The 22,869-nt window shown below is 55.7% G+C and carries 18 protein-coding genes; 16 read left to right on the top strand and 2 right to left on the bottom strand.

Annotated features, from left to right (window positions below; all coding sequences use genetic code 11):
- Positions 1 to 43 precede the first annotated feature (43 nt).
- Together bshC and ACTHO6_RS08605 are read left to right on the top strand one after the other, a co-directional pair.
- A complete protein-coding gene (gene bshC, locus ACTHO6_RS08610; RefSeq protein ID WP_440241133.1) occupies positions 44 to 1,663 on the top strand; it encodes a bacillithiol biosynthesis cysteine-adding enzyme BshC in 1,620 nt (539 codons plus the stop codon).
- Positions 1,664 to 1,904: 241 nt separating this feature from the next.
- Complete coding sequence (locus tag ACTHO6_RS08605) at positions 1,905 to 2,966, top strand: S-layer homology domain-containing protein (RefSeq protein WP_440241132.1); 1,062 nt, start codon at positions 1,905 to 1,907, stop codon at positions 2,964 to 2,966.
- Positions 2,967 to 3,028: 62 nt separating this feature from the next.
- On the opposite strand, the gene ACTHO6_RS08600 is transcribed toward ACTHO6_RS08605, so the two are convergent.
- Both ACTHO6_RS08600 and ACTHO6_RS08595 read right to left on the bottom strand, forming a co-directional pair.
- Positions 3,029 to 3,517, bottom strand: a complete 489-nt coding sequence (locus ACTHO6_RS08600) for a hypothetical protein (protein WP_440241131.1) — start codon at positions 3,515 to 3,517, stop codon at positions 3,029 to 3,031.
- Positions 3,518 to 3,825: 308 nt separating this feature from the next.
- Positions 3,826 to 5,103 (bottom strand): APC family permease, encoded by a 1,278-nt coding sequence (locus tag ACTHO6_RS08595; protein WP_440241130.1) that lies wholly within the window; start codon positions 5,101 to 5,103, stop codon positions 3,826 to 3,828.
- Between the two features lie 133 nt (positions 5,104 to 5,236).
- On the opposite strand from ACTHO6_RS08595, the gene ACTHO6_RS08590 reads away from it, so the two are divergent.
- The 14 genes from ACTHO6_RS08590 (at position 5,237) to murA (ending at position 22,766) form a co-directional block, all read left to right on the top strand.
- On the top strand, positions 5,237 to 6,178 hold the full coding sequence (locus tag ACTHO6_RS08590) for a LysR family transcriptional regulator (protein WP_440241129.1): 942 nt from the start codon (positions 5,237 to 5,239) through the stop codon (positions 6,176 to 6,178).
- 171 nt (positions 6,179 to 6,349) lie between these two features.
- Positions 6,350 to 7,609: an adenosylhomocysteinase gene (locus ACTHO6_RS08585; protein WP_440241128.1), complete on the top strand. Its 1,260-nt coding sequence runs from the start codon at positions 6,350 to 6,352 to the stop codon at positions 7,607 to 7,609.
- Positions 7,610 to 7,761: 152 nt separating this feature from the next.
- Complete coding sequence (gene mraZ, locus ACTHO6_RS08580; RefSeq protein WP_440241127.1) at positions 7,762 to 8,193, top strand: division/cell wall cluster transcriptional repressor MraZ; 432 nt, start codon at positions 7,762 to 7,764, stop codon at positions 8,191 to 8,193.
- Between the two features lie 17 nt (positions 8,194 to 8,210).
- The gene (gene rsmH / locus ACTHO6_RS08575) at positions 8,211 to 9,155 is read left to right on the top strand and encodes a 16S rRNA (cytosine(1402)-N(4))-methyltransferase RsmH (protein WP_440241126.1); all 945 of its coding nucleotides are present in this window, start codon (positions 8,211 to 8,213) and stop codon (positions 9,153 to 9,155) included.
- Positions 9,156 to 9,193: 38 nt separating this feature from the next.
- Positions 9,194 to 9,607 carry a cell division protein FtsL gene (gene ftsL / locus ACTHO6_RS08570; protein ID WP_440241125.1) on the top strand — a complete coding sequence of 138 codons (414 nt, stop codon included), beginning with the start codon at positions 9,194 to 9,196 and terminating at the stop codon, positions 9,605 to 9,607.
- A gap of 104 nt (positions 9,608 to 9,711) precedes the next feature.
- On the top strand, positions 9,712 to 12,144 hold the full coding sequence (locus ACTHO6_RS08565) for a penicillin-binding protein (RefSeq protein ID WP_440241124.1): 2,433 nt from the start codon (positions 9,712 to 9,714) through the stop codon (positions 12,142 to 12,144).
- Positions 12,145 to 12,208: 64 nt separating this feature from the next.
- A complete protein-coding gene (locus ACTHO6_RS08560) occupies positions 12,209 to 14,137 on the top strand; it encodes a stage V sporulation protein D (RefSeq protein ID WP_440241123.1) in 1,929 nt (642 codons plus the stop codon).
- A 145-nt stretch (positions 14,138 to 14,282) separates the two neighbouring features.
- Positions 14,283 to 15,761 (top strand): UDP-N-acetylmuramoyl-L-alanyl-D-glutamate--2,6-diaminopimelate ligase, encoded by a 1,479-nt coding sequence (locus tag ACTHO6_RS08555; RefSeq protein ID WP_440241122.1) that lies wholly within the window; start codon positions 14,283 to 14,285, stop codon positions 15,759 to 15,761.
- 44 nt (positions 15,762 to 15,805) lie between these two features.
- Complete coding sequence (mraY, locus tag ACTHO6_RS08550; protein ID WP_440241121.1) at positions 15,806 to 16,777, top strand: phospho-N-acetylmuramoyl-pentapeptide-transferase; 972 nt, start codon at positions 15,806 to 15,808, stop codon at positions 16,775 to 16,777.
- The gene (murD, locus tag ACTHO6_RS08545) at positions 16,774 to 18,138 is read left to right on the top strand and encodes a UDP-N-acetylmuramoyl-L-alanine--D-glutamate ligase (protein ID WP_440241120.1); all 1,365 of its coding nucleotides are present in this window, start codon (positions 16,774 to 16,776) and stop codon (positions 18,136 to 18,138) included. Before mraY ends, murD begins: the two co-directional genes overlap by 4 nt.
- Positions 18,139 to 18,201: 63 nt before the next feature.
- A complete protein-coding gene (gene spoVE, locus ACTHO6_RS08540; protein WP_440241119.1) occupies positions 18,202 to 19,299 on the top strand; it encodes a stage V sporulation protein E in 1,098 nt (365 codons plus the stop codon).
- Between the two features lie 80 nt (positions 19,300 to 19,379).
- Positions 19,380 to 20,483 (top strand): undecaprenyldiphospho-muramoylpentapeptide beta-N-acetylglucosaminyltransferase, encoded by a 1,104-nt coding sequence (gene murG / locus ACTHO6_RS08535; protein ID WP_440241118.1) that lies wholly within the window; start codon positions 19,380 to 19,382, stop codon positions 20,481 to 20,483.
- Between the two features lie 105 nt (positions 20,484 to 20,588).
- A complete protein-coding gene (murB, locus tag ACTHO6_RS08530) occupies positions 20,589 to 21,494 on the top strand; it encodes a UDP-N-acetylmuramate dehydrogenase (RefSeq protein WP_440241117.1) in 906 nt (301 codons plus the stop codon).
- Between the two features lie 15 nt (positions 21,495 to 21,509).
- Positions 21,510 to 22,766: a UDP-N-acetylglucosamine 1-carboxyvinyltransferase gene (murA, locus tag ACTHO6_RS08525; protein WP_440241116.1), complete on the top strand. Its 1,257-nt coding sequence runs from the start codon at positions 21,510 to 21,512 to the stop codon at positions 22,764 to 22,766.
- Positions 22,767 to 22,869: the final 103 nt, after the last annotated feature.

The following is a 22,869-nucleotide window of genomic DNA, read 5'->3' as shown; positions in this document are numbered from 1 at the left end:
GTATAATTTGCAGTGACCATCGCCCCAAGAAAGGTGAGCTAGCATGAATGTTGAAAGCGTTGCGCTGCCATTGGCAAATCGGCTGGCGCGAGAGTACCAGCAGCAAAACGAATTTGTCTTGTCTTTATTCGCGCATCATCCCTACCAAGATCAGTCCTACCGGGAACGGTTGAAGTGGCTCTCCGCGCAAACCTTCGACCGAAACCAACTGGCGGAAGGTTTACATAACTTTAATGAAGGAATAGGAACTCACCCCGAAGCGCTGAAAAATATCGAGCTTCTGAAGCAACCGGATACATATGTCGTCATCGGCGGCCAGCAGGCAGGAGTGCTGACAGGTCCGCTGTATACGATCAACAAAGCCATCCATTTGATTCAGGCGGCGCGAAAGCTGTCGGCCGAGCTGCAAACCAACGTCGTCCCCGTCTTTTGGATCGCGGGAGAAGACCATGACATCGATGAGATCGATCATGTGTACTGGGCGACGGATGGCGATACCCGCCTGCACAAGGAACGGCTAAAGCTGCGAAAAAAAGGGCGCATGTCGGCAAGCAAGCTGGCGTTGGAAGAAGAGGTGTGTAGACAGTTCCTGGAAAGCTTTTTCCAGGAACACCCCGAAACAGCAGAAACGAAAACCATTCGGGACTTGCTGACGCAAACAGCGAAAAGCTCGGCGACGGTAGCGGACTGGTTTGCTCGTCTTCTGGCCCGGCTGTTCGGCAAGCATGGGCTGATCCTCGTCGAATCATCGCTGCCGTTCGTGCGAAGGCTGGAACGCCCCGTGTTTCAGCAGGTGATCGAGAAAAATGAGCAGATGGCCCACCTGCTGGTGCAGGCCAAAGACCGAATCGCATCGGCCGGATATCCGCTGCAGCTTGAAGTAGACGAGCAGCAGGCCAACCTGTTTATCTACGAAGGAGAAGAGCGGCTGTTGCTAGCAAGACACCAGGACCGCTTTGTCAACAGACGGCGCTCTTACAGTCGCGAGGAATTGCTGCGACTGGTCGAGGAGCAGCCCGAGCGATTCAGCGCCAATGTCGTGACGCGCGGTCTGATGCAAGAGCATTTGTTTCCGACCCTGGCTTTCATAGGGGGGCCGGGGGAGATCGCTTATTGGGCGTATTACCGCGAAGTCTTTGAATGGTTCGGGATGCAGATGCCGATTGTTTTGCCGCGCATGTCGATCACCCTCGTGGAAGGCGCTCACCTGCGCTTGCTGGAGAGTCTGGAGCTTTCGATCGAGCAGGTGCTGACCGACTTCGCGGGCTGGAAAGCCGAGTGGGAGAAGAAGCAAGGGCCGCATCCGCTGCATGAGCGATTTGCCAGCGTGCGCGAGTCGATTCAAGCCATGTATCGTCCGCTGGTGGAAGAGGTAATCCGTCTGGAGCCGGGATTGCGCGGCCTGGCGGAAAAGAACAGTACGCTCTTGCTTGAGCAGGTGGCCTTTTTGGAGGAGCGGCTGATTCGTTCCTTGCAGCAAAAAGAAGATGTCGCCTACAACCGGATCAAGCGGATCGAGACGATGCTTTTGCCGGAGGGCGGCCTGCAGGAACGCAAGCTCTGTTTTTTCTCCTTCGCAAACAAGTACGGGCTGGAATTGATCGATCGTCTGGTCGAAGCCCCGTTTGCACACGATGGCACGCATCAGGTCTTTTTCCTGTAACGCCCAAGAACGCAGACGATGAAAAAGAAACAACAAGTCGGCTGGTCGTCCCGGACGAACGGTCGGCTTGTTTTCGTGTAGGACCAGCCGCGAAGGATTCGCCCAAAAAGGCTTGGCGCAGCCGCGATTTCTGGCTGGTCTGGAAAATGGAAACCATTTCTTCCCCGGATGGCGAAACTTTTCCGACAAATTTTGCGTCCTACGGATAACGGAATTCCCGTGAGAAAAGGCGGTGGGCAAAATGCAGATCCAATCGCGACGATTCGGAAAAATAACCACTGTATGGACGCTTGTCCTGTCGATCGCATGGACAGGCACAGCGCTGGGCGAATGGAATCAGGCCCAGGCCCAGGCGAAGCAGGAAGTGGCTGTCGCTTCTACAGGCTCCTTCCTGGACATAAAAGGGCACTGGGCGGCCAAGGAGATGGAGCTGGCCGCCAGAAACGGGTTGATTCAAGGCTTCCCCGACGGGACGTTTCAGCCGGAGAAAACCGTGACACAGGAGCAGTTTCTTGCGTTGGTCGAGCGCGTGCTTCCGTCCTACCAGGGACATGAGCCGGACGCTTTTGTCCGGGAGACGTATATCGCGAAAGCCTCTGGCCGCTGGTCGGAGCAAACGTATCGCCACTTGGCGGCAGCGGGCATCATGACGACGGGCAAACCGACGGATGGGATGACGCGAATGGAGGCGGCGCGCCTTCTGCTGGCAGCGCTCGGCCATCAGTCCGAGGGCGAAAAATACCGGGGAACGACGGCGCGGTTTTTCTCCGACTTGTCGCCCGAAAACGAGCATGAGGTCATGACCGTCTATCCGGCGTACAAAATGGGGCTGCTCTTCGGCTATCCGGACGGCACGTTCCGGCCAAAGGACACGATCACGAGAGCGCAGGCCGTCGTGCTGCTGGCCCGCCTGGACAGCAAAAGGGCAGAGCTGTTCCCGGGACAGGTGACGGAAAGCGAGAAAACAGCGATGACGGATGCCGTTGCGGCGTTTGTCCGCGATGTGATGGACGTGAAAAAAATCCGACGCTACGACGACCTCGTCGCGTATGTGAAGCAAAACAAGCGAAATGTCAGCGAGTCTTTTTTGCAGGAGCACTTCTCGTTCATGAAATACGAGATTTACGACTTCGTGCGTTTTCCGCAATTCAATGAACTTTTGTACTTCGCCAAAATCGGCACGAACAAGTACAGGCTGACCGTCCAATACTACGCGGGCGAGCTGGGCGGCAGCGTCGACAAGACGTTTTACCTCTCGTCTCTGGACGGCAAGACGTTCCGGTTGATCGGCAAAGACGAATAGCGGGTAACCAAAAAAGCTGGGTGCTTTGCATCCAGCTTTTGATGCGATTTTAGGCACATGCGCTACGACTCCCCCTGGCCTTTGAGCAGGCGGATCAGCTTGCGGTTGAAGTCGACGGCAGCTTCTGTGGTCATCCCGTTTTGGAGCAAAAAGGTGGTCATATAAGCGGTGTCGTCGTAATGGAAGCTGTAAAAGGCGTACGTCCCTGAATCGGTTTCCTTTTGCCCGTACTCGACCGCCATTCCTTCGATGAACTGTGATTGCGCGTCGGCGAGGGAATTTTTCATCGTGTGTATTTCCAGGATGATGACCGGCCTGCCAGCGTATTCGCCGTAAAACACTTCGCGCTGCTGTCTGTTTCGCATCTCGGTACGCTGCTCGTCAGTCAGTGACAGAAGCTCGCCTTTTTCATCGGTGTACACAATACGGGCGACAGACGGTCCGGCGAGCTGCTGCTGGTTGACGATTGACGGGTAGCGGATTTCGGCGTATTTGACCGCAAGCTTTTCCACAGGCGGAACGACAATGTCGACGTGAAGCTGCTCCTCCATGCGCTTTTCCACCTCTTTCGGCGGACTTCCGCTTCCGGTTTCCCGCATCCTGCCAAAAACAGCAGGAGCATCAAGCTGAACAACCACAATTGCCTCATGATTCGCCACCTTTCCTTGGCCTGTGCCGCTCTTTATCCAATATTGTACCAGATAATAAGCGGGAAGGCGCTTCTGCCTCCAAAAGAAAAAAGCGGGCGGGTACCAGTGACGGTTCGCACGCTTTTGGACGTGAGGCTCAAACGGTTGACAAGCGCAAAAGAAAGACAGGCGCGTCTCCCGGGGGGAAGAAGGCACGACCTGTCTCGATGCTACATCAGCATGCGTTTATCCGTGCGCTTTTGCCAGAGCAGCAAGACAGCGGCAATCACGAGCGGGTAGAGCGCGGACCAGCCCAGGAACGGATAAAGCGCGACCGTGAACACGAGCGACGTCCAGGAGGCCAGCTGCCCGAGGAGATGGCCGCGCAGCAGCCGGATTCCGGCAAGACATCCGCCGATGTAGGTGGCAAAAAAGGTGGCGTTGGGCAGCTCGATCAGCCGGGCCAAGTCAATCAGTCCCGTATACAGAACCGAAAGCACGGCGACAAAGCAGAGCGAGAGGAACAACAGCCCGCCGATCGGCGTCCGGTATTTCGCGTGCAGCAGCCCGAACCAGCGGGGCGCGATCTTTTCCTGCGCCAGCGCGTAGGCGATTCGCGACGCGGCTCCGATGTAGGCGTTTGCCGTGGCGATGCAAATGAACAGCGCGGTCACGGCTACGACCCAGCCGCCGACAGGTCCGAGCGACAGCTGAACCATGACGGAGAGCGCTGCCGCCGAGATGCCGCCGCCATAGCTGTGAGTGGCCACCGTCATGAAGGCGACGGCGAAGTACAAGAGCGCGACGATTCCTGCGCTCCACAGCACACCGCGAATGGCATTGTTCGCCGGATCGACGAATTCCTCCGACAAATGCGTAACGGCCTCCCAGCCGATAAAACACCAGAATAACAGCCCGGCCGCCTGTACGACGCTGAGCCAGCCGTTCGGGGCAAACGGAGTGAAGTGAGCGGCGGAAGCGTGCGGCAGCGCAGCGACGACGGCCACGATCAAAATGGAGATGATGAGCGCGACGACAATTGTTTGCACGCGAGCGGCAACGTGCATCCCTACCACGTTCATGATGACCACCGCGGTCAAAATGAGTGCAGCCGCCGCGTAAATTTGCGTGTCGCCCCAGCCGAGCAGCACCGCGAGATAATTGGCCCCGGTCACGCTGAGGATCGGGGCGCCGATGGGCACAGATAATAGAAAGAACCAGCCGACGATGTTGCCGAAGCGGTCGCCGTAAGCCGTGCGGACAAAGGTGGAGACGCCGCCAGCGCTTGGGTAGCGGGCGGAGAGCAGCCCCATCGTGAGCGCCATCGGCAAGACGAGAATCGACATGACCAGCCAGGCGAGGATGGAGGCGGGTCCGGCCTTTTCAGCGGCCAGTCCGGGGATGAGCAGCACGCCCGATCCGATGACGGCCCCGATGTACAGGGCGACGATTTGCGGCAGCCGCAACGTCTTGGCGAGGCCCGTTGTTTGCGCAGTTGCTTTTTCCATGAATGTTCCCTCTCTTTAGCAGGTAGCAGTCTGTTTCTTGTAGAGGTAGTGTAGCATAGACATAATCATCGGAGTTATCTATAATATTAGATAATAAAGATCGGTTTTTTCGATGGAAAGGGAGGGAGACGTTTTGGATACGCGTTACTTGCTGACCTTCCGCGAGGTAGCCAAATGCCAAAGCTTTACCCGCGCAGCAGAGGTGCTGGGCTATGCGCAATCGAGCGTGACGACACAGATACAGAATCTGGAGTCGGATTTTGGAGTGACGCTATTTGAGCGCTGGGGACGAAAAATCAGGCTGACCCACGCCGGAGAAGCACTCCTCGCCTACAGCGAGCAACTGCTGGCGGTGCTCGATGAAGCGAGAGCCAACCTGTCCGAGCAGGCGCAGTTGGCGGGCACTCTGCGCATCGGGACGGTGGAATCGCTCGCCGCTTTTTTCCTCCCGCCTTTTTTGCAGACATTTCGCACGGAACACCCGCGCGTGCGCATTTTGCTGAAGCCGGGAATTTGTCACGACCTGCGTCAGGGCGTCAAGGAGGGGCACTACGACTTCGCCTTCGTGCTCGACTGGCTGCAGGATCATCCCGATCTGGTGAACATCAATCTCGGCGAAGAAAAGCTGGTGATCATCGCCGCGCCCAACCATCCGCTGGCCCGGGTGGAAAAGCTCGAAGCGCGCGATTTTGCCGGAGCAAACTGGATTTTTACCGAAGCCGGATGCAGCTACCGCTCGATCATGGAGTCTGTCCTGCGCGACGCCGGAGCGACGATCGAATCGTCGTCCGAGTTCGGCAGCCTGGAGGCGATCAAGCAGTGCGTCGCCTATGATTTGGGGATTGCGCTCGTTCCCTACATCGCCGTTGCCGAAGAAGCGAAAAACGGCACGCTTGCCATCTTGCCGTTTTCCCATCCGGACGTGCGTGTTTTTCGCCAATTGGTCTATCATAAGAAAAAATGGATGCCGCAAGCGTTGCTGCGTTTTCTGGAGCTGTTGACGACAACAGCCGGACAGCAGCAGGCAGGCGCCCCCGAAAAAGCCTTTGCGGCCGTCCAAGCGGAGGCTCTCTGACAAAGAAAGCGTCGAGGCGAGATTGTCGGACAGAAGCGGCGCCCTCTTCCCGGCCTGTTCCCCGTTTGGCGCCATAAAATGGGGGCAGCAGGAAAAAGAGATGATGGCTGTACGTGCGTATGATATGATAAACAGGGATTGTGTTATGAGAAAAAGGAGGTCTACCCATACATGAACACCGTTTCTGAAAGCATTGTAAAAGACATGTCGCTTGCCCACAGCGGCCATTTGAAAATCGACTGGGTAAAAGAGCGCATGCCCGTTCTCAACCGCATTCGCGAGCGTTTTGAAAAAGAGCAGCCGTTTGCGGGCCTGAAAGTGGCGATCTCCTTGCACCTGGAAGCAAAAACCGCGTATCTGGCAAAAGTCGTGCAAGCCGGGGGCGCAGAAGTAACGATTACAGGGTCCAATCCGCTGTCCACGCAGGACGACATTTGCGCGGCGCTGGTGGAAGACGGCATTCGCGTTTTTGCCAAGTACAATCCGGATCCAGCCGAGTACAAGGAGCACCTGATTAAAACGCTGGAAACGCGCCCTGACCTGATTATCGACGACGGCGGCGACCTGGTGACCATCCTGCACAGCGAGCGCCGCGATCTTCTGTCGCAAGTGCGCGGGGGCGCGGAAGAAACCACAACAGGTATCCTCCGTCTGAAAGCGCTGGAAAAAGAAGGCAAGCTGGAGTTCCCGATGGTAGCGGTGAACGATGCTTTCTGCAAATATTTGTTCGACAACCGTTACGGTACCGGCCAATCCGTATGGGACGGCATCAACCGCACCACCAACCTGGTCGTAGCAGGCAAAACCGTCGTGGTAGCCGGCTATGGCTGGTGCGGCAAAGGGGTGGCGATGCGCGCGAAAGGTCTTGGCGCGAAGGTCATCGTAACCGAAATCGACGCAATCAAAGCGGTAGAAGCGTACATGGACGGCTTCGAAGTAATGCCGATGAGCGAAGCGGCGAAGTACGGCGACTACTTCGTAACCGTCACCGGAAACCGCGACGTCATCCGCAAAGAGCATTTTGAAGTGATGAAAGACGGCGCAATCCTGTCCAACGCGGGCCACTTTGATGTCGAAGTAAACAAGGTGGATCTTGGCGCCCTGTCGACATCCAAACGAATCGTGCGCAAAGATATTGAAGAATTTGTCATGGCAGACGGTCGAAAACTGTACCTTCTGGCAGAAGGCCGCCTCGTAAACCTGGCAGCAGGCGACGGCCATCCGGCGGAAATCATGGACATGACCTTTGCCCTGCAAGCTGTTTCTTTGGCGTATGTCAACGAACAGTACAAAAACATCGGCAAAAAAGTCCTGAACGTGCCTTACGAGCTGGATGCCATGGTGGCCCAATACAAGCTGGAAGCATTGAACATCGGCATCGACAAATTGACCGACGAGCAAAAAGCATATCTCGATAGCTGGGTCGAATAAGCTCGCGAAAACCGTCCTTTCCCGGCAAAAAAATCAACGAAAAAATCCTGCTTACAAACGCAGGATTTTTTTTTATAATAGCAAGTAGGCAACAAGGTGGGGAAAAGTGGGGGAAAGTGGAGCCGAAAGACAGGAAAGTGGGGGACCAGGGCGTGTTCATGGGGGAATACCAGCACAGCATCGATGAAAAAGGCCGCCTGACGATCCCTGCCAAATTCCGTGAAGGACTGGGGGCTTCCTTTGTCATTACCCGCGGACTTGACCAATGCTTGTTCGCCTATCCGATGGAAGAGTGGAAGCAGCTGGAGGAAAAGCTCAAGACGCTTCCCTTTACAAAAGCGGATGCCCGCGCGTTTACACGGTTTTTCTTTTCCGGCGCAACGGAATGCGAGTGGGACAAGCAGGGAAGGGTAAACATACCGCCCAATCTGCGCGAGCATGCCGGCATGCAAAAGGAATGTGTCATTATTGGCGTATCCAACCGTGTAGAGGTGTGGAGCAAAGAACGTTGGGAAGAGTATTTTGCCCAATCGGAAGGCTCTTTTGGGGAAATTGCGGAGAAACTGGTTGATTTTCCATTGTAGCAGCGAGAAGAACAGGAGTGACGACATTGTCGTTTCATCACGTAACCGTACTGAGGGATGAGGCTGTAGACGGCCTGAACATTCGGCCTGGAGGCATTTATGTGGACTGCACGCTCGGCGGAGCGGGACACAGCAGCCTGATTGCCTCCCGTTTGACCGAGGGTGGCCGCCTCATTGCGATCGATCAGGATGACTGGGCGCACGACAATGCCCGGGAAAGACTGGCACCCTATCTGGATAGGGTCACACTGGTCAAAAGCAATTTTCGCCATTTGAAAGAGATTGTCAAAGATTTGGGGCTTACAGGTGTAGATGGAGTTTTGTTTGATCTGGGGGTGTCTTCCCCGCAACTGGACGAAGGCGAACGCGGTTTCAGCTACAATGCCGATGCGCCGCTCGATATGAGGATGGATCAGCAAGCGCCGCTCTCTGCCTACGAGATCGTCAACGAGTGGGACGAAGAAGAGATTGCCCGGATCATCTGGCTGTACGGAGAAGAGAAATTTTCCCGGCGAATTGCCCGGCAAATAGTGCAGCAGCGCAAAAAACAGCCGATCCGGACAACAGGCGAGCTGGTCGAGCTGATTAAGGAAGGAATTCCGGCGGCGGCGCGGCGCACAGGGGGACACCCGGCGAAGCGGACGTTTCAGGCGATTCGGATTGCCGTCAACGATGAACTGGATGCATTCAAAGAGGCTGTTGCCGATGCGATTGACCTCTTGAATCCGGCTGGCCGCGTGAGTGTCATTACGTTTCACTCGCTGGAGGACCGGATTTGCAAGCAGGTGTATCAGGACTATTCCAAGGGCTGCACGTGCCCGCCGGCGTTTCCGATCTGCACCTGCGGGAATGAAGCGATTGTCAAAGTGATCACGCGCAAGCCGATTTTGCCGTCCGAAGCGGAGCTGGCAGCCAATCCGCGGGCGCGTTCTGCGAAGCTGCGGATCGCCGAAAAGGTGTAGAGGAAGAACGGCACGGAGGAAGAAGGGGTGAGAAAGCGTTGAGCTACTACTATCAAGGGAATCTGGCAATGGAACTGGAGAAGCAGTCCCGTTCCGTCACCAAAACGACCAAACGAACGATTCGAATCAAACCAACCATTCCGACAGGCGAAAAATTGCTCTATCTCTTGTTTATCTCGTTGACGGTGATCGGCCTGGGGATGGTCGGGGTAAGATACTCGCAAATTTCCCAGATGAATTACGAAATCCAGAGCACGAAAAAAGAAAACCGCCTGCTTGCCGAGAAAAACGCCACACTGAAGCTTCAGATCGAGCAGTTGAGCAATCGCGATCGCATCCAGAGAGAAGCCGAGCGACAAGGCATGGTGTACAACGCGAATGCCGTACATACGATTGGTCAGGGGAAAGTAAAGGCGAGTTCGATTCAACAACAACAGCCAAACCAGCCTTAGAATCAATGTTACTGCGTCCATTGTGCGGTAACATTTTTTTCTTACGTTTGACTGTCCGAGCCTGTTCAGGCAAGGCGATCATTGACGTGATGGAGTGAGTGGACATGGATACGAAACGACTCGTGAATTGGCGCATTCTCGTATGTGCATTATGCCTGATTTTGATTTTTTCCGGCTTGAGCATTCGGATCTACTGGATTCAAACGGTAGACGCAGCGCGGATCATGGGACAAGCGCAGGAGCAGTGGGACCGGGAGCGGACGCTCCAGCCGACGCGTGGTGCCATCAAGGACCGAAACGGCGAAATCCTGGCTTTCGAAGGCAAGGCATACACCGTGAACGCCAGGCTGAAGGGGCGTGACGAGAAAGATCAGGACGTCGTCAAAGACCCTTACTATACCGCCAACATTCTTGCCCCCATTCTCAACGCTCCGGTGCCTGAATTGGTAAAGATGCTGACCAAGCCGAACAAGGTGGTGGAATTGGGCCGCTACGGAAGGAAAATCAGCGAAGAGCAGAAAAAACGGATTTTGGAGTTGCAATATCCGAAGCTGGCAAGCGGTCAGCAGGTGGAAGAAAATCAGCTTCCGGGGATTTTTCTCAATGAAACGACAAGACGCGTGTACCCGAACAACAGCTTTGCCTCGCACGTGATCGGATATCTCGACCTGTACGATGAGCCGAAAATGGGCATCGAGCTGCAACTCAACAAGGAGCTGGCCGGAGAAAAGGGCCAGATGCAGTATAAACGAGACGGAGCCGGTTACCAGTTGCCGGACGGGGAAGGCGAATACATCCCGGCCAAAGACGGCTACGACATCTATCTGACCATCGACAGGCAAATCCAGGATTACGTCGAGCAAGCGCTGGATGTCGTGGACCGGCAATACAAGCCAAAAGGGATGACGGTCATCGTAACCGATCCGCAGACGGGCGAAGTTTTGGCGATGGGCAATCGTTCGCAATTTAATCCCAATACATACTATAACGGGATTTCAAACTATACGAACCACGCGATCACGTCCATGTTCGAGCCTGGGTCCACGTTCAAGATCATTACGCTGGCCGCTGCGATTGAGGAAGGGCTGTTCAACCAGAATGAAATGTACGACTCCGGGAAGTACACGATCAAGGGACAAGTGCCAATCCGCGACCACAACAACGGGGTAGGCTGGGGCCGAATCTCGTTTCTCGAAGGGGTGCAACGCTCCAGTAACGTGATGTTCGCGAAGCTCGGCTACGAGCGCCTGAAGCTGGAAAAGCTCAGAGCGTACATCAAAAAGTTCGGGATGGGTTCTCTGACGGGGATCGAGCTTCCTTACGAAAAAGAAGGGAACCTGATTAACCTGGAAAAACCGCAGTCCCCCCGTGACTGGGCCGCAACGACGTTCGGACAAGGGGTGACGGTTACGGCGATTCAGCAGGTGATGGCTGTAGGCGCCATCGCCAATGGCGGCGAGCTGTTGAAGCCGCATATCGTCAAGGAAATGCGCGACCCGCATACGGGAGCGGTCGTGAAGCGCAGCGAGCGCGAAGTCGTGAGAAGGGTCGTCTCGGAGGCGACGGCGAAGAAAACCCGCGACATTTTGGAAACGGTCGTGACAGGCGAACACGGAACAGGGAGGCTGTACGCCATCGACGGCTACCACGTCGCCGGGAAAACCGGTACCGCGCAAAAATACGACCCGAACACCGGCAAGATCATGGACGGGCACTATATCGCTTCGTTTATCGGCTTTGCGCCGAAAGACAATCCGCGCCTGCTCGTCTACGTCGTGATTGACGATCCCGATACGAAAGAATGGTACGCGTACTGGGGAAAAATGATGATCGCGCCGATGTTCAAGTCGATTATGGAGCGCAGCCTGCAATACTTGCAGCAGCAGCCTGATTTGTCCCGCGTAAGCGCCGACAGTGGCAAAGGCAACGGGGACAAGCCCGCACAGGAGCAGGTGCTGGCCGTTCAACCGGCTGCGAGCCAGACGCTGCCCAAGTTCGTGGGCATGTCCACGACAGCGGCGCAGCTGCGAGCCAAGCAGGACAATTTGACCGTAACGGTACTCGGAACCGGGACCAAGATCGTGGAGCAGTACCCCGCTGCCTACGAACAGATCGTCGCTGGCAAGCAGATCATTTTGGTGACAGACCGTTTGACGGGTGCCAAAATGCCTGATTTTAAAGGGAAGTCGCTCAGAGAGGTCATGGAATTTGCTTCGCTGCTCGACATCGATGTGCGCGCTACCGGCACAGGCTTTGTCGTACAGCAGAGCATTGCGCCGGGGACCGCGCTGAACGGCAAGGAAAAGCTCCAGATTACGTTGCAGTCGGAATCGCAGCCGGCAGCACCGCCGCCGACTCCTCCTGCCGGGGAAGGAACAGCGTCGTCTGGAACCGTTCCTCCCCCCGGAGCAGGGACGCAGACGAATTCGGCTGAACAGTCAACCGGACCATCCGCAGGCCAGCAGGAAGGGGCGAATTCGAATCAGAATGCCCCGCCAGCGGATACAGAAGCCAACCAAACAAGCACAACCCCATAGTTCTATCCCGTCCCCCCGACGAATAAGGTAAGGAAGAGACAACCTATTCGAGGGGGGACTCGCTTTGCGGGTATCCAATGCTACTGTACGCCGTCGTATTTTTATCTCGCTGGTCATCGGCATTGTCCTGTACACGGCGCTCATCACCCGGCTCGGGTATGTGCAGTTGATCGAAGGACCGCAGCTTGCGCAGATGGCTGACCAACTGCTGAATCGGGAAATCGACTTCAAGCCCAATCGCGGCCGAATCCTGGATCGGAACGGCAACGAGCTGGTGTCCAACATGACCGTGCCGACGGTAGTGGCTGTCCCCGCGCAAATCAAGGACCCGAAGGAGACGGCCCGGCAGCTCGCGATCATTTTGGAGCAAAAAGAAGAGGACGTCTACCAGGCCATTACCAAAAAACAGATGAGCAACGACAAGATTCCGGGCGGAAAAAAGCTGCCGATTGAAAAAGCGCGGAAGATTCAGGAGCTGAACCTGCCGGGGATTTATTTGGCCGGGGACACCAAGCGCTTTTATCCCAACGGGAGTATGGCTGCGCATATTCTCGGCTTTACCGGGATCGACAATCAGGGCTTGACCGGATTGGAAAAAATTTACGATCCGTTTTTGAAAGGAACCGAGGGGCATATTTCCTTTCCGTCCGATGCCAAAGGACGGGTCATGCCAGGGGGTTCGGAAGAGTATGTCCCCCCTGTGAGCGGGATGGACATGTACCTGACGATTGACAGCGCGATCCAGTCGTTTATTGAGCGGGAGCTGGATCAGGCCGTCGTCGCCTATCAGCCGGACGATGTTCTCGCCATCGCGATGAATCCCAAGACCGGAGAAATTTTGGGAATGGGCAGTCGGCCGACGTTCCAGCCGGACGAGTATCAAAACTATCCGACGGAAGTGTACAACCGCAATTTGCCGATCTGGAAAACATATGAACCCGGTTCGACCTTCAAAATCGTCACGCTGGCTGCGGCCTTGAACGAAGGCGTCGTCTCCCTGGAGGAAGGCTTCTACGATCCCGGCTTCATCACCGTGGCAGGCAAGCGGCTGCGCTGCTGGAAGCGGCAGGGACACGGGCAGGAGACGATGCTGGAGGTCGTGGAAAACTCGTGCAACCCCGGCTTTGTCACAATGGGACAGCGTCTGCAAAAAGAGCGGTTGTTTGATTACATCAAGAAATTCGGCTTTGGACAAAAGACAGGCATCGACCTGATCGGAGAAGAGAACGGACTCTTGTTCAATCTCAACCGTGTCGGACCTGTCGAGCTTGGGACGACATCGTTTGGTCAAGGGGTATCCGTCACGCCCATCCAGCAAATGGCCGCCGTCTCCGCTGCCATCAACGGCGGGAAGCTGATGAAGCCGTTTGTCGCCAAGGAATGGCGGGATAGCGTCACACATGATATCGTCGCGCGGACGCTCCCGACCGAGGTGCGCCAGGTCATTTCGCCGGAAACCTCGGCAAAGGTGCGGTATGCGCTGGAGAGCGTCGTAGCCCAGGGAACAGGAAATAAGGCCTATATTGAAGGCTACCGGGTCGGCGGAAAAACGGGAACCGCGCAGAAGGTCAGAAACGGCCGCTACGTGGACGGAGAGTACATCGTGTCCTTTATCGGCTTTGCCCCGGCGGACGATCCGCAAATCGTCGTCTACTTCGCCGTCGATAATCCCAAGGCGCTCGCTTTTGGCGGACTGATTGCCGCGCCGAGCGTCAAGAGCATTATCGAATCTTCCCTGCAGCATCTGAATGTGCCCAAGCGCAAGGACGGCATCGCCAAGGAAATCAACAAGGCATTGGGCGAGCGCGAGCCAATCGAAGTTCCGAATATGGTCGGGCAGACGCTGAAGGATGTCGTGCAGACGTATGAGACGCTTCCGCTGGTCGTTTCGGGCAAAGGGACCTATGTGATTCAGCAGTCGCCTGCACCCGGCGTGAAAATCAATGAGGGCGGAAAAATTCGCATACATCTTGGTGACAAATTGACCAATTAGCTATAAAATGAGATTTCGAAGGCGGAGGGAAGTAGGCTTGTCTACAGTCGCTCTGCCTTTGTTTGTCGCAGAAATGGATCGGTTTCCTTTCGTAAAAAAGGGCAAATTTCTGTCTATACTAGTTGGAGAATGGGGTGCCTGTTTCATGTTTCTACGGGATCTGCTCATGCCTTTGTTGCCCGTGAAGGTTTCGGGGGATGACAGTATGGAGATTGCGGGTTTGACAGCAGACTCGCGTCAGGTGAAGCCCGGCTACTTGTTTGTGTGTCTGACGGGGTATACCGTGGACGGTCATGCGTTTGCGGCCCAGGCGGTGAAAAACGGCGCCGTCGCCGTGCTATCCGAAAAAGATCTGGACGTGCCAGCGACTATTGTCAGAGTGCCGGACACCCGGCGGGCAATGGCTATGCTGGCTGATCGCTTTTTCGGATCGCCCACAAGAGAGGTAAAGGTGATTGGGGTGACGGGCACAAACGGGAAGACGACCACCACTCATCTGATCGACAAGATCCTGCGCGATCAGCGCAAGCAAACAGGCTTGATCGGCACGATCCACATGCGGATCGGGGATGTCACGGAAGAAGTGAAAAACACGACGCCCGATGCCGTGGACCTGCAAAGAAGCTTCCGTCGCATGTGCGACGTCCATACAGACTACGCGATTATCGAGGTGTCCTCCCACGCGCTGGAGCAGGGACGCGTGCGCGGCTGCGACATACATACCGCAGTCTTCACCAATTTGACCCAGGACCATCTCGACTACCATAAAACGATGGAAAACTACCGCTATGCCAAGTCGCTGCTGTTTTCCCAGCTCGGGAACCACTACGACCCGAACCGCCTGAAGACAGCCGTGCTGAACGCAGACGACGAGGCGTCGAAGCTGTATGCGATGGTGACCCCTGCGCGCGTCCTTACGTACGGGATCGACCAGCCGGCGGACGTGCGTGCGAAAGACATCGAAATTACGAGCAAGGGAACGTCGTTTACAGCGGAAACCTTTGCGGGTACGATTCGCCTCAACCTGAAGCTGATGGGCAAGTTCAATGTGTACAACGCATTGGCTGCGATCGCAGTTACGCTTGCAGAAGGGGTGAGCCTCGAAGACATCAAGGCCAGCCTGGAGGCGGTCGCTGGCGTGAACGGACGATTCGAGTCGGTCGATGCCGGACAGCCGTTCTCCGTTCTGGTGGATTACTCGCATACGCCGGACAGTCTGGAAAACGCCTTGGTGACGATCAGGGAGTTTGCCAAAGGCAACGTCTTCTGCATCGTCGGCTGCGGCGGAGATCGCGATCGCACGAAGCGCCCGATCATGGCCAAAATCGCCACCGCGTATGCGGATATGACCGTCTTCACCTCAGATAATCCCCGCTCCGAAGAGCCGCAGGCGATTATCGACGACATGCTGGCGGGCGTGCGCGATGTGGACGCTTCCCGCTACACGGCGGTGACGGACCGCCGCGAAGCGATCCATCATGCCATCTCGTTGGCAAAGGCTGACGATGTCATCCTGATCGCCGGAAAAGGTCATGAGACGTACCAAATCATCAAAGATCACGTACTGCCCTTCGACGACCGTGAAGTCGCACGGGAAGCGATTGCCCGGTACAACCAAGAATAGAGACAGATGCGACACATTGGCATCGAAAGAAAGGAGGCTCGGGCATGTTCGCTGACAACGTCCTAATCGTCACGATCGTCGCCGCGTTTCTCATTGCCGTACTGATTGGCCCATTGTTTATTCCCTTCCTTCGCCGCCTGAAATTCGGGCAGGCCATTCGCGAGGAAGGACCACAATCGCATTACAAGAAGGCTGGGACTCCCACGATGGGAGGTACCATCATCCTTTTGGCACTCATCTTTACCGTGTTGAAGTTTGCCAATGCCAACATGGAAATCTACTTCCTGTTGCTGGTAACGCTTGGCTACGGTTTGATCGGGTTTTTGGACGACTTTATCAAAATCAGAAAAAAACGCAACCTCGGCTTGACCGCCAAAGAGAAGTTTGCCGGTCAAATTGTGCTGGCAATCGGCGCGTATATCTTGCTGCTCATGATGGGGCATGATACGTCGCTGCATTTGCCCGGAACGCCGTGGAAGCTGGAGCTTGGCTATTTCTACTTCCCGTTCCTGCTGTTTTTGCTCGTCGGCACGACCAATGCCGTGAACATTACAGACGGCCTGGACGGACTTTTGGCAGGGACCGGAGCTATCGCCTTTGGCGCCTATGCGATTATCGCCTGGTTCGGGCAAGACTACGACACGGCGATTTTCAGCGCAGCAGTTGTCGGAGCGGTCCTCGGTTTCCTTGTCTTCAACGCGCATCCGGCCCGCGTGTTCATGGGAGACACAGGCTCGCTCGGCCTGGGCGGAGCGCTCGCCGGCATTGCCATCATGACGAAGACGGAGCTTTTGCTGGCGATTATCGGCGGCGTGTTCGTCGTGGAGACCTTGTCCGTCATTTTGCAGGTCGTCTCTTTCAAGACGCGCGGCAAACGGATTTTCCGCATGAGTCCGCTCCATCATCATTTTGAACTGACAGGCTGGTCCGAGTGGCGCGTCGTCGTCACCTTCTGGCTGGTCGGCATGTTTTTTGCCGGATTGGGCGTATACCTTGAGGTGGTGACAATCAGATGATGCGTTATCAAAATCAGCACGTCGTCGTTTTAGGAATGGCCAAAAGCGGTGTAGCAGTGGCAAAACTGCTGCACCGCTTTGGCGCTCATGTCGTGGTCAACGATAAAAAGCCGCGCGAAGAAGCAACGGGTATCGAGGAACTGGAGGCGCTCGGAATCCCCGTCATTTGCGGCCACCATCCGGAAGATTTGCTTCATCCGGGCGTGGCGCTCGTCGTCAAAAATCCGGGGATTCCGTATGAGGCGCCGCCTGTGCAGCAGGCGCTCGCCCTGGGAATTCCTGTGGTGACGGAGGTAGAGCTAGCCTCCCGGATTGCCAAGGCACCGATCATCGGCATTACCGGCTCCAACGGTAAGACCACCACGACGACGCTTGTTGGACAAATCCTCAAGGAAGCGGGGCTGGGTGTTCTTGTGGGCGGCAACATCGGCACAGTTTTGTGCAGCCTGGCGGAAGAAGCAGGCTCGGATCAGTGGCTCGTGGCCGAGTTGAGCAGCTTCCAGCTCATGGGGACGCAGGAATTCCGCCCGCACATCGGTGTTTTGCTCAATCTGTATCCTGCTCATCTCGATTACCACCATACGATGGAGGCGTATTTGGACGCGAAGCTGAAAATGTTCGCCAATCAAACCGCGGACGATATCGCGATCCTGCCGTTTGACCAGCCGGAGGTTCTCGCCAAATGCGGCGAGCTGCCTGCCCAGGTGTACTATTTCAGCAAGACCCGGCAGGTTCCGAGAGGGGCTTTTGTTCAGGACGGCGTGATTCGTTTCACAGACGGACAGGGCCCGTCGGAGGACATCATCTCGGTAGCGGATATGACTGTTCCGCATGTGGACAACGCCCTGGCGGCGATTCTCATCGCCAAGCTGGCAGGGGCCGATACCGGCTCGATCGTACAGGTGCTGTCTACGTTTCCCGGTGTGGAGCATCGCATGGAATACGTCGATTCCATCGCCGGGGTGAAGTATTTCAACGATTCCAAGGCGACCAATCCGGAAGCGGCTTCCCGCGCCTTGCAGGCGTGCCAGGAGCCGGTTGTCTGGATTTGCGGCGGTCTGGATCGGGGCGTCGATTTTCAGGAGCTTGTGCCTGTCATGAAAGAACGGGTCAAAGCGGTGATCGCGCTCGGGCAGACGGCACCGATTTTGCTTGCGCGAGCGGAAGAAGCAGGGATTAACGAGCGAATCCATGTCGATACTGTGGAAAAAGCCGTTCTAGCTGCTTCCCAATTAGCGCAACCAGGAGATGTGGTGTTGCTCAGCCCGGCGTGTGCGAGCTGGGATATGTTCCCCTCGTTTGAGGTGCGGGGGAGCATGTTTAAGGACGGCGTGCATAGACTTAAAACAAGCCTAGCATAACGTCCCGCCTCCTCATGAATCCAGCGCCATACGGGACGGCATGAGAAAGGATGACCTGGCACTATGAGCAAGGTACGCTCTGCCCCCGACTTCATGATTATTTTTGCAACACTTTTTTTATTGGGAATTGGGATCGTGATGGTGTACAGCGCCAGTGCGATTGTCGCCCAGAAGCCGCCTTTTTCCGATCCGTACTTTTTTGCCAAGCGGCAGCTGATTTTTGCTCTGCTGGGCATTACCTCGATGTACATTACGATGAACATTGATTACTGGGTGTGGAAGCAATGGGCAAAGCCGGGCTTTTACGTAAGTATCGGCTTGTTGATCCTGGTACTCGTGATCGGGATCGAAGTGAACGGCTCCAAAAGCTGGCTTGGCTTCGGGGCTTTCGGGATTCAGCCTGGCGAATTCGCCAAGCTGGGCGTCGTCGCTTTTCTGGCGCGCTGGCTATCGGACAACCAGAAACAGATTGTCCTGTTCCGTAAAGGGCTCATGCCTGCCCTGGCGATCCCGCTGGTCTGCTTTGCGCTCATTATGCTCCAGCCGGATTTGGGCACCGGGACCGTCCTGATGGGAACGGCCGTTGTCATGATTTTTGCGTCGGGAGCGCGAATCAGCCACTTTGTCGGATTAGGGATGATCGGCGTCGCCGGCTTTATCGGGCTGGTGCTGTCGGCTCCTTACCGGATCAAACGGATTACGTCTTTCCTCGACCCGTGGTCCGATCCGCTCAATACCGGGTACCAAATCATTCAGTCGCTCTATGCGATTGGCCCTGGCGGCCTGCTCGGCCTCGGATTGGGACAAAGCAGACAGAAGCACTTATACTTGCCGGAGCCGTACAACGACTTCATTTTTTCCATTGTGGCCGAGGAGCTGGGGTTCATCGGCGGTACGCTCATTCTGCTGTTGTTCCTTCTGCTGTTGTGGCGAGGGATGCGCACCGCGATTACCGCGCCAGACCTGTTCGGAAGTCTCCTGGCGCTCGGGATCATCGGCATGATCGCCATTCAGGTCGTCATCAACATCGGCGTCGTTACGGGCATGTTCCCGGTTACGGGAATTACGCTGCCATTTCTAAGCTACGGAGGATCATCCCTGACACTGATGCTCACAGGTGTCGGCGTCCTCTTGAACATCTCTCGCTTTTCTCGATCATGAGTTTTCAGCAGGAAAAGGATGCGACGAAAAGTCGCGCGTGAGCCATTTTCTTTCCTCTGTAGAAAAAAGGGTGTGATTGCATGCGTGTCGTCTTGACAGGCGGTGGCACAGGTGGACATATTTATCCGGCGCTTGCGGTGGCGAGGGAAGTTTCTCGCCAAACACCGCAGGCTGCCTTTTTGTATATCGGCAGTAAAAAAGGACTGGAGGCGCAGCTTGTGCCGCGTACGGAAATTCCGTTCCAGTCTGTAGAGATCAGCGGGCTGAAGCGAAAGCTGTCGCTGGACAATGTAAAGACCTTGTGGAAATTCGTTCGGGCCGTTTCCGAGGCAAAACGGATGCTGCGCGACTTTCGCCCGGATGTCGTCGTGGGCACGGGCGGCTACGTGTGCGGCCCGGTTGTGTACGCCGCGTCCCGATTGGGTATCCCGACCTTGATTCACGAGCAAAACGTCGTTCCGGGCCTGACCAACAAGTTTTTGTCACGGCAGGCTACGCGGGTGGCGGTGTCGTTTGCAGAATCGCTCGCCTATTTTCCCAAGGGCAAAACCGTCTTTACCGGCAACCCGCGCGCGACAGAAGTGATGCACGGCAATGCGCAGGCGGGAAGAAGCTTTTTGGGAGTAGACGGCGGCAAGCGGATCGTCCTGATCTTCGGCGGCAGCCGCGGAGCGAGGGCGATCAATGAAGCGGTGCTTTCCGTTGTGACCCGATTGGGCAACTATGCCGATACTCATTTTGTATACGTAACCGGAGAGGTTCACTTCGAAAAAATCTCCGGCGAGCTTGCCGCAAAAGGGAAGCTTCCCGAGAACATTTCCGTGCTTCCCTTCGTCCATAACATGCCGGACGTTTTGGCGGCGACACATATACTGGTCGGACGTGCAGGTGCCTCTACCCTGGCAGAAGTGACGGCTCTTGGCGTTCCTTCGATTTTGATTCCGTCTCCGTACGTGACGAACAACCATCAGGAGAAAAATGCGCGCGGCCTGGAGCGTGCAGGTGCAGCACGGGTGATTGTGGAGAAGGAGCTGACAGGAGAGCGCCTGCTTCACGATGTGGAAAGCCTACTGCACAGCGATGAGCTGTGGGAGCAAATGAAAGAGAACGCCCTGTCGCTGGGAATGCCGAAAGCCGCTACCGAAATCGTCCGCGTCTTGCAGGAAGTCTCCGGAAAAAAATGATCGAATGGGCGATTGTCACGCTGATCTGGGCGATGGCATAGTATGGAGCAAACACGTGAGAAGACGTAAAGGTCCGACCTAGCAAACGTATCAGGAGGTTCACAAATGAAAAAAATCGCAGATGAGCTAAAGCAAGCAGGAATCGAAAAAGTGTGGACCAATGAACCTCTCGCCAATCATACAACATGGCGGATCGGGGGTCCTGCTGATTTGTTAATCCAGCCCAAGGACAAAGAATCCTTGTTAACAGCCTTGCAAATCATCCATCGTCATGAAATTCCTTGGAGTGTTATTGGGCGCGGCTCCAACCTTCTGGTGAGGGACGGAGGGATTCGCGGAGCCGTGCTCAAAGTGGCTGAGGGCTTGAGCCACTGCGAGTTCAGGGGTAATGAGGTGTGTGTGGGTGCCGGATATTCCATGATCCGCCTGGCGGTGGAGACAGGCAAGATGGGATTGACAGGGATGGAATTCGCAGGAGGAATTCCTGGTACGGTAGGCGGAGCCGTCTATATGAATGCAGGGGCACACGGATCTGATCTTTCACGTATTCTTATTGAAGCCGAAATCCTTTTTGCAAACGGCGAATGCAAGGTGTTGAGTAACGAGGAACTGAGCTTTAGCTACCGAACTTCTCTCCTGCAAAAAGAAAAAGGGATCGTGCTGGAGGCCCGGTTCAGGCTGCACCCTGGCGATCGCGAGCAAATTGTCGCTACGCTTTCTGCCAACAAGGAGCGGCGACGCCAAACACAGCCGTTGCAGATGCCGTGCGCCGGCAGCGTGTTCCGCAATCCGCCGAACGACCACGCAGGACGTTTGATCGAGGCGGCAGGGCTGAAAGGCTATCGAGTCGGCGGAGCTCAGGTTTCGGAAAAACACTCGAATTTCATCGTGAATTGCGGAGGAGCCACGGCTACCGACGTCCTCACCTTAATCGAGCATGTACGGAGCACAATTCTTGCGCGTTACGGAATTGATCTGCATCCGGAAGTTCTGGTGGTGGGCGAGGGGTAACACGGAGGTGAAAGTTTGGAGACTTTTGCGATCGAAGGCGGAAGACCTCTGTCCGGTTCGCTTCGGATCCAAGGAGCTAAGAACGCTGCTCTTCCCATCCTTGCCGCTGCTGTGCTTGCGGAAGGGCAATTCTATATCTACGATGTCCCCCACCTGAAAGATATCAAGGTTATGCTGGAAATATTGACGGCGCTGGGGGCCAACACGAAGCATGTGGACGGTTGCGTCGATCTGGATACTACGTCTGTCTCCGTCCCGCATGTACCAGATGATTTAATGAGCCAGATGCGATCATCGATTTTTCTGGCCGGGCCGCTTTTGGCCAGATTGGGCGAAGTCACGATCTCGCGTCCTGGCGGATGCGATATCGGCGAACGCAGGATCGACCTGCACTTGTCTGGTCTTACGGCGCTCGGAGCCAAAATCGAAGAATCGGAAGGCTACATTACATTTCGGGCGAAGCAATTGCGCGGGACCAATATCTTTCTTTCCTTCCCCAGTGTGGGTGCGACGGAAAATATCATGATGGCGGCGGTCTTGGCGAAAGGGACGACACGCATCTGCAATGCGGCCCGCGAGCCTGAAATTATCGACCTGCAAAACTTTCTCAACGCCATGGGCGCGCGAATCAGGGGCGCAGGCACCGATACGATCGAGATCAGCGGCGTGCCGCGGCTTCGTTCCGTCAGCTACCGGATCATCCCCGACAGAATCGTCACAGGTACGTACGTACTGGCGGTTGGAATCGCCCAGGGGCATGTCGAACTGACGAACACGCTGCCCGAGCAGCTCACCGCATTGATCGAGGTTGCCCGTAGCTGCGGTGTTGAAATCAAAACCCGCCATGATATAATGGAAATCAAAAGCAGCTCCCGTCCGCGTGCCTACGACCGGATCATCACCTCGCCATATCCAGGGTTTCCGACAGACCTGCAGGCGCAGTTGATGGTGTTTCTGTCACAGGCGAGGGGAACGAGCGTCATCAAGGAAACGATTTTCGAAGGAAGATTCAAACATGTGAATGAATTGGCGCGAATGGGCGCCTCCATATACGTAGATCTCGGCTCCGCCATCATTCGCGGCGTCGGGAAGCTGACAGCCACGAGTGTGGAAGCGACCGATCTGCGGGCAGGCGCTGCATTAGTTTTGGCAGGGCTTGCGGCAGAAGGGATTACCACGGTGAACCAGATCCATCATATCGATCGCGGGTACGATCGGCTGGAAGAGCAATTGCGCAGGCTGGGAGCCGATATCACCAGGGTATCGATATGATCGAGGGAAGACAAGCGGCATAGTGCTATGCCGCTTTCCCTGTTTTGTATAGTTGCAATTATTTGGAATGATTCCATTTATTTTCTTTTTACGTCTGTAATCT

Source organism: Brevibacillus sp. SAFN-007a, assembly GCF_051967035.1.
GTDB lineage: Bacteria > Bacillota > Bacilli > Brevibacillales > Brevibacillaceae > Brevibacillus.
This window is presented reverse-complemented; position numbering and strand designations above follow the sequence as displayed.